Raw genomic sequence first — 7,853 nt, forward strand, 5'->3', positions numbered from 1 at the left:
ATGAAATACGTTCAAAAGGATTAATGAATGACCCTAACTATTTCGCGATGACACAGATTATTACATTGGTACTTGCTTACAAGTATATTCATAATTACATATTCAAGGTCCTTGCATGTGGTATTTTACTATGGTCTTTAACTACAACGGGGTCTAAGACTGCGTTTATCATATTAATCGTCTTAGCCATTTATTTCTTTATTAAAAAGTTATTTAGCAGAAATGCGGTAAGTGTTGTGAGTATGTTAGTGATTATGCTGATATTACTTTGTTTTACTTTTTATAATATCAACTACTATTTATTCCAATTAAGCGACCTTGATGCCTTACCGTCATTAGATCGAATGGCGTCTATTTTTGAAGAGGGGTTTGCATCATTAAATGATAGTGGATCTGAGCGAAGTGTTGTATGGATAAATGCCATTTCAGTAATTAAATATACATTAGGTTTTGGTGTTGGCTTAGTGGATTATGTACATATTGGCTCGCAAATTAATGGTATTTTACTTGTTGCCCATAATACATATTTGCAAATTTTTGTGGAATGGGGCATTTTATTCGGTGCGTTATTTATCATATTTATGCTTTATTTACTGTTTGAATTATTTAGATTTAACATTTCTGGGAAAAATGTAACAGCAATTGTTGTAATGTTGACGATGCTGATTTACTTTTTAACAGTATCATTTAATAACTCAAGATATGTCGCTTTTATTTTAGGAATTATCGTCTTTATTGTTCAATATGAAAAGATGGAAAGGGATCGTAATGAAGAGTGATTCACTAAAAGAAAATATTATTTATCAAGGGCTATACCAATTGATTAGAACGATGACACCACTGATTACAATACCCATTATTTCACGTGCATTTGGTCCCAGTGGTGTGGGTATTGTTTCATTTTCTTTCAATATCGTGCAATACTTTTTGATGATTGCAAGTGTTGGCGTTCAGTTATATTTTAATAGAGTTATCGCGAAGTCTGTTAACGACAAACGGCAATTGTCTCAGCAGTTTTGGGATATCTTTGTCAGTAAATTATTTTTAGCGTTAACAGTTTTTGCGATGTATATGGTCGTAATTACTATATTTATTGATGATTACTATCTTATTTTCCTACTACAAGGAATCTATATTATAGGTGCAGCACTCGATATTTCATGGTTTTATGCTGGAACTGAAAAGTTTAAAATTCCTAGCCTCAGTAATATTGTTGCGTCTGGTATTGTATTAAGTGTAGTTGTTATTTTTGTCAAAGATCAATCAGATTTATCATTGTATGTATTTACTATTGCTATTGTGACGGTATTAAACCAATTACCTTTGTTTATCTATTTAAAACGATACATTAGCTTTGTTTCGGTTAATTGGATACACGTCTGGCAATTGTTTCGTTCGTCATTAGCATACTTATTACCAAATGGACAGCTCAACTTATATACTAGTATTTCTTGCGTTGTTCTTGGTTTAGTAGGCACATACCAACAAGTTGGTATCTTTTCTAACGCATTTAATATTTTAACGGTCGCAATCATAATGATTAATACATTTGATCTTGTAATGATTCCGCGTATTACCAAAATGTCTATCCAGCAATCACATAGTTTAACTAAAACGTTAGCTAATAATATGAATATTCAATTGATATTAACAATACCTATGGTCTTTGGTTTAATTGCAATTATGCCATCATTTTATTTATGGTTCTTTGGTGAGGAATTCGCATCAACTGTCCCATTGATGACCATTTTAGCGATACTTGTATTAATCATTCCTTTAAATATGTTGATAAGCAGGCAATATTTATTAATAGTGAATAAAATAAGATTATATAATGCGTCAATTACTATTGGTGCGGTAATGAATTTAGTATTATGTCTTGTTTTGATATATTTTTATGGAATTTACGGTGCGGCTATTGCACGTTTAATTACAGAGTTTATCTTACTTATTTGGCGATTTGTTGATATTACTAAAATCAATGTGAAGTTGAATATTGTAAGTACGATTCAATGTGTCATTGCTGCCGTTATGATGTTTATTGTGCTTGGTGTGGTCAATCATTATTTGCCCCCTACAATGTACGCTACGCTGCTATTAATTGCGATTGGTATAGTAGTTTATCTTTTATTAATGATGACTATGAAAAATCAATACGTATGGCAAATATTGAGGCATCTTCGACATAAAACAATTTAAGTATCGGTAACGCTATACTTTAGAAATTTAAGATTAAGAAGAAAAGGCAATTTCTTATTGAAAAATGGAAGTTGTCTTTTTTAATTCTCTTTAAAAGCGGGAAACAAAAGCAGTTAAATGCCTTTTTGCATTCAATATTAAATATTATATCAATTTCGAATATTTAAATTTTATATAATTGGATATAACAAATAAATAATAATTATTGCAAAACACACCCGAAATTAATTATTATAAAAGTATATTCATAAAAGGAGGAATATACTTATGGCATTTAAATTACCAAATTTACCATATGCATATGATGCATTGGAACCATATATAGATCAAAGAACAATGGAGTTTCATCACGACAAACATCACAATACGTACGTGACGAAATTAAACGCAACAGTTGAAGGAACAGAGTTAGAGCATCAATCACTAGCGGATATGATTGCTAACTTAGACAAGGTACCGGAAGCGATGAGGATGTCAGTCCGTAATAATGGCGGTGGTCATTTTAACCATTCATTATTCTGGGAAATACTATCACCTAATTCTGAAGAAAAAGGTGGCGTAATAGATGACATCAAAGCGCAGTGGGGCACTTTAGATGAATTTAAAAATGAATTTGCAAATAAAGCAACAACATTATTTGGATCAGGTTGGACTTGGTTAGTTGTTAATGATGGAAAATTAGAAATTGTGACAACGCCAAACCAAGATAATCCATTAACAGAAGGCAAAACACCAATCTTACTATTTGATGTTTGGGAGCATGCCTACTATCTGAAATATCAAAATAAACGTCCAGACTATATGACTGCATTTTGGAATATTGTTAACTGGAAAAAAGTTGATGAATTATACCAAGCAGCAAAATAATATAACTTAATATAATTGAGGTGGAGCATTTACAAGGTGTTCCACTTTTTTGTACTTAATATCTTTACTTATTTGTTTTTGTGTAATGGGATAGCACGTAAAAGTGGCAAAATAATAAGATAAATTTCAACTCGAAATACCTTATTATTGTTGACTATAATGATGACCTAAATGTTATATACATCAGACAACACTATTAATTAATCAACATATTGACATTAAATAAATTGACAAAATAAGTAATTATTGTGAATCTAAAGTGAAATTTTTATAAAAAATTGTAACGATTCAAAAATTTTGTTGCATTTCTTTTGTAATCATATGATAATGTAAATGTAATCAAATTGTAATATAAGGGAAAAGACAATGAAAAAATTAGCAACAGTAGGTTCTTTAATTGTAACAAGCACTTTAGTATTCTCAAGTATGCCTTTTCAAAATGCGCATGCCGACACGACTTCAATGAATGTGCCGAATAAACAAAGCCAAAATGTACAAAATCATCGCCCTTATGGCGGAGTAGTACCACAAGGAATGACGCAAGCACAATATACTGAATTAGAGAAAACTTTACCCCAATTAAGCGCTGGCAGTAATATGCAAGACTATAATATGAAATTGTATGATGCGACGCAAAATATTGCTGATAAATACAATGTGATAATTACAACTAATGTAGGGGTATTTAAACCACATGCTGTTAGAGATATGAATGGCCATGCGTTACCTTTAACAAAAGATGGCAATTTTTATCAAACGAATGTAGATGCAAATGGTGTTAATCATGGTGGTAGTGAAATGGTGCAAAATAAAACAGGTCATATGAGTCAACAAGACCATATGAATCAGAACACACACATGAACCAACAGCCACAAATACAACAAGGTCATATGCAATCATCAAACCATCAAATGATGAGTCCAAAAGCAAATATGCATTCATCAAATCATCAAATGAACCAAAGTAACAAAAAAGTTTTACCAGCTGCTGGTGAAAGTATGACATCAAGTATTCTTACTGCAAGTATTGCCGCACTACTATTAGTATCTGGGTTATTCTTAGCATTTAGACGACGTTCAACAAATAAATAAACATAATACGATTAATAATAGAAAAATCGTGTGATTATCTGAGCGAGCCTAGGACATAAATCAATGTCCTAGGCTCGCTAATGTTATATTGGCAGTAGTTGACTGAATGAAATTGCGCTTGTAACAAGCTTTTCCATTTCTTACCAACTCCCTAAATAGTCATCAAAAAATTTCTTATATTTTAATAATTTTAATAATCCGATTGTCTTATACGTGTCAGTGTTAATTCAGAGATTTCCTGTGGAATATACCACTTATTAATCATAATTGGATAAGGTGTTTGTGCGTACAATGTTTCAATAATCAGCCAACAATGTGTATCACCATCAAACACGTGACTATGATTTTTGAAGTGGGGCGCTTTGGTAATAGACATTTTTAAATCTGATTGATATGCATTGCTATAAATCGTTTGCTCAACGAATGTCTTCATGTCGTCTTCGTTTTGTGTATTCACTTTAAATGTGTCAATGACATTTAACGGTATAAAGGTAAAGCAAAATGCATCAGCTTGCTTAGAATGATTGTCCTTTTTTTGATAATAGCGTTCCATTGCAATGACGGCAGAAGGATGGTTTGCAAACAAATGATTTGTATATTCACTTTCTAAATCAACACGATAATTAATTGATGACATAGATACGCGAGCTAGCAATATTTGATCAAGTGGATGCTTAAATTGATCCATACTTGAAGCGTGTTGGGCATTTGTTTGTGGAATAACAAAGTGTCCCTTCCCTCTTGTACTCTCTACGATGCCATCTTCGGCTAACAATTTTATAGCTTGGCGCAAAGTCATACGACTGACATCAAAGCGCGCACAAAGTTCCTTTTCAGTAGGTAATGCATGGCCACTCGGATATTTTCCTATTTGAATTTCTTTATATAACGTATTATAAATCGTTAAAAATTTTGGTTGTGTTTGCGTCACGTAGACAACCTCCATAAAGTTACTTAATCACTCTCATCATACAATAATTTTTACTCGAATTGGAAAAATTATAAAAATTAAATATAGATAGGCTTTGAAAATTAGTTTTATACAAGGTTAGTAGCTGTAACTGTAAAATGTTCTTAATATTGTCAAAATGTAATGCTTGAAAGCGCTTTTAAAAAATATTATTATATACATGATTAGACAAATAGACAAATCACTATACAAATATTGGGAGGAATATTTTATGAAATCAACACCACACATTAAACCAATGAATGACGTCGAAATTGCAGAAACGGTTCTATTGCCAGGAGATCCGTTAAGAGCTAAGTTCATTGCAGAAACTTATTTGGATGATGTGGAACAGTTCAATACAGTGCGAAACATGTTTGGTTTTACCGGAACATATAAAGGTAAAAAAGTTTCTGTCATGGGTTCAGGTATGGGTATGCCATCTATTGGCATTTACTCTTATGAATTAATTCATACATTTGGTTGTAAAAAATTAATTCGCGTTGGCTCTTGTGGCGCGATGCAAGAAAACATTGATTTATATGATGTGATTATTGCACAAGGTGCCTCTACTGATTCAAATTACGTTCAACAATATCAATTACCAGGTCATTTTGCGCCAATTGCTTCTTATCAATTATTAGAAAAAGCAGTTGAAACAGCACGTGACAAAGGTGTACGTCATCATGTAGGTAATGTGTTATCAAGTGATATTTTCTATAACGCGGATACAACAGCGAGTGAACGTTGGATGCGTATGGGTATTTTAGGTGTAGAAATGGAATCAGCTGCATTATACATGAATGCAATTTACGCTGGTGTCGAAGCATTAGGTGTGTTCACAGTGAGCGATCATTTAATTCATGAAACGTCAACAACACCTGAGGAAAGGGAACGTGCATTTACAGATATGATTGAAATTGCACTGTCATTGGTGTAGATGATTATGAATGTTGAATATTCTAAAATAAAGAAAGCAGTACCTATTTTATTATTCTTATTTGTATTCAGTTTGGTTATAGACAACTCATTTAAATTGATTTCTGTAGCCATTGCTGATGACTTAAACATATCTGTAACGACAGTAAGTTGGCAAGCGACATTAGCCGGTTTAGTAATTGGTATTGGCGCTGTAGTATACGCTTCATTATCTGATGCCATTAGTATACGCACACTATTTATTTATGGCGTGATATTAATCATTATCGGATCAATTATTGGTTACATTTTCCAACATCAATTCCCATTACTTTTAGTTGGACGTATTATTCAAACTGCCGGTTTAGCTGCTGCAGAGACATTATATGTGATATATGTTGCAAAGTATCTTTCTAAAGAGGACCAGAAGACTTACCTTGGCTTAAGTACGAGCAGTTATTCCTTGTCATTAGTTATCGGTACATTATCAGGTGGATTTATTTCTACGTATTTACACTGGACAAATATGTTTTTAATTGCATTAATCGTAGTATTTACGTTGCCATTCCTATTTAAATTATTACCAAAAGAAAATAATACGAATAAAGCTCATTTAGATTTTGTTGGCTTAATTCTAGTGGCAACTATTGCTACAACAGTCATGCTGTTTATTACGAACTTTAATTGGTTATATATGATTGGTGCCTTAATTGCGATTATCGTTTTTGCGCTATATATTAAAAATGCGCAACGTCCATTAGTAAATAAATCATTTTTCCAAAATAAACGTTATGCTTCATTTTTATTTATAGTATTTGTAATGTATGCTATCCAATTGGGTTATATTTTTACGTTCCCATTCATAATGGAGCAAATTTATCATCTGCAACTAGACACAACATCACTGTTATTAGTACCGGGTTATATAGTAGCAGTCATTGTTGGTGCATTAAGTGGTAAAATCGGCGAATATCTGAATTCAAAACAAGCGATTATCACAGCAATTATTTTAATAGCACTGAGCTTGATTTTACCTGCATTTGCAGTAGGTAATCACATTTCAATCTTCGTCATTTCTATGATATTCTTTGCAGGTAGCTTTGCTTTAATGTATGCACCTTTACTTAACGAAGCCATTAAAACAATAGATCTTAATATGACAGGTGTGGCTATTGGTTTTTATAATTTAATTATTAATGTGGCGGTATCTGTAGGTATTGCGATTGCTGCGGCTCTAATCGATTTTAAAGCATTAAATTTCCCAGGCAATGATGCATTAAGTTCACATTTCGGTATTATTTTAATTATTTTAGGTTTAATGAGTATTGTCGGATTAGTTTTATTCGTCAGCTTAAATCGTTGGACACAATCTGAAAAATAAATAGATATAAATTCGCGAGATATATTCGTATTTATAGTAAAATTAAATAAAGAGATTATATAACACGAGGAGTAGTAAGTATGAAATTTGAGAAATATATAGATCACACTTTATTGAAGCCTGAGTCAACACGTACGCAAATCGATCAAATCATCGATGAAGCGAAAGCATACAATTTTAAATCTGTATGTGTGAATCCAACGCATGTTAAATATGCAGCAGAGCGACTAGCTGATTCAGAGGTGCTCGTTTGTACGGTAATAGGATTCCCATTAGGTGCGTCGACAACTGCAACGAAAGCATTTGAAACAGAAGATGCAATTCAAAATGGTGCAGATGAAATTGACATGGTCATCAACATCGGCGCATTAAAAGATGGACGTTTTGATGATGTACAACAAGACATTGAAGCAGTGGTTAAAGCTGCGAAAGGTCACACAGTAAAAG

At 32.4% G+C, this 7,853-nt stretch carries 8 protein-coding genes and 1 pseudogene; 8 read left to right on the forward strand and 1 reads right to left on the reverse strand.

What is annotated here, in order from left to right:
• The 5 genes and pseudogenes from IDG60_RS02410 to IDG60_RS22005 all read left to right on the forward strand — a co-directional run.
• Positions 1 to 779 (forward strand): O-antigen ligase family protein (locus tag IDG60_RS02410; protein ID WP_206160459.1); only part of this gene is annotated, 779 nt, incomplete at its 5' end.
• Positions 769 to 2,199 carry an oligosaccharide flippase family protein gene (locus tag IDG60_RS02415; protein WP_000834089.1) on the forward strand — a complete coding sequence of 477 codons (1,431 nt, stop codon included), beginning with the start codon at positions 769 to 771 and terminating at the stop codon, positions 2,197 to 2,199. The genes IDG60_RS02410 and IDG60_RS02415, both read left to right, overlap by 11 nt.
• A 267-nt stretch (positions 2,200 to 2,466) precedes the next feature.
• Positions 2,467 to 3,066: a superoxide dismutase gene (locus tag IDG60_RS02420; RefSeq protein WP_000874681.1), complete on the forward strand. Its 600-nt coding sequence runs from the start codon at positions 2,467 to 2,469 to the stop codon at positions 3,064 to 3,066.
• Positions 3,067 to 3,432: 366 nt separating this feature from the next.
• Positions 3,433 to 4,034, forward strand: a pseudogene (locus IDG60_RS02425) (hypothetical protein).
• Positions 4,021 to 4,158: an LPXTG cell wall anchor domain-containing protein gene (locus IDG60_RS22005; protein WP_223181133.1), complete on the forward strand. Its 138-nt coding sequence runs from the start codon at positions 4,021 to 4,023 to the stop codon at positions 4,156 to 4,158. The pseudogene IDG60_RS02425 and the gene IDG60_RS22005 overlap by 14 nt, the downstream one beginning before the upstream one ends.
• Before the next feature lie 190 nt (positions 4,159 to 4,348).
• Here the strand turns inward: IDG60_RS22005 and IDG60_RS02430 are convergent, their stop codons facing one another.
• Positions 4,349 to 5,104, reverse strand: a complete 756-nt coding sequence (locus IDG60_RS02430; protein WP_001789411.1) for a GntR family transcriptional regulator — start codon at positions 5,102 to 5,104, stop codon at positions 4,349 to 4,351.
• A 235-nt stretch (positions 5,105 to 5,339) separates the two neighbouring features.
• Here IDG60_RS02430 and deoD point away from each other — a divergent pair, with 235 nt between their 5' ends.
• The 3 genes from deoD to deoC all read left to right on the forward strand — a co-directional run.
• Entirely contained in the window at positions 5,340 to 6,047 is a 708-nt protein-coding gene (deoD, locus tag IDG60_RS02435; RefSeq protein ID WP_000843292.1) for a purine-nucleoside phosphorylase, read from the forward strand.
• A gap of 6 nt (positions 6,048 to 6,053) precedes the next feature.
• Positions 6,054 to 7,406 carry a tetracycline efflux MFS transporter Tet(38) gene (gene tet(38), locus IDG60_RS02440; protein ID WP_001100300.1) on the forward strand — a complete coding sequence of 451 codons (1,353 nt, stop codon included), beginning with the start codon at positions 6,054 to 6,056 and terminating at the stop codon, positions 7,404 to 7,406.
• Positions 7,407 to 7,486: 80 nt separating this feature from the next.
• Positions 7,487 to 7,853: deoxyribose-phosphate aldolase (gene deoC / locus IDG60_RS02445; RefSeq protein ID WP_075345384.1), on the forward strand; the 367-nt coding region annotated here is incomplete at its 3' end.

Source organism: Staphylococcus sp. EG-SA-2 (assembly GCF_017152085.1).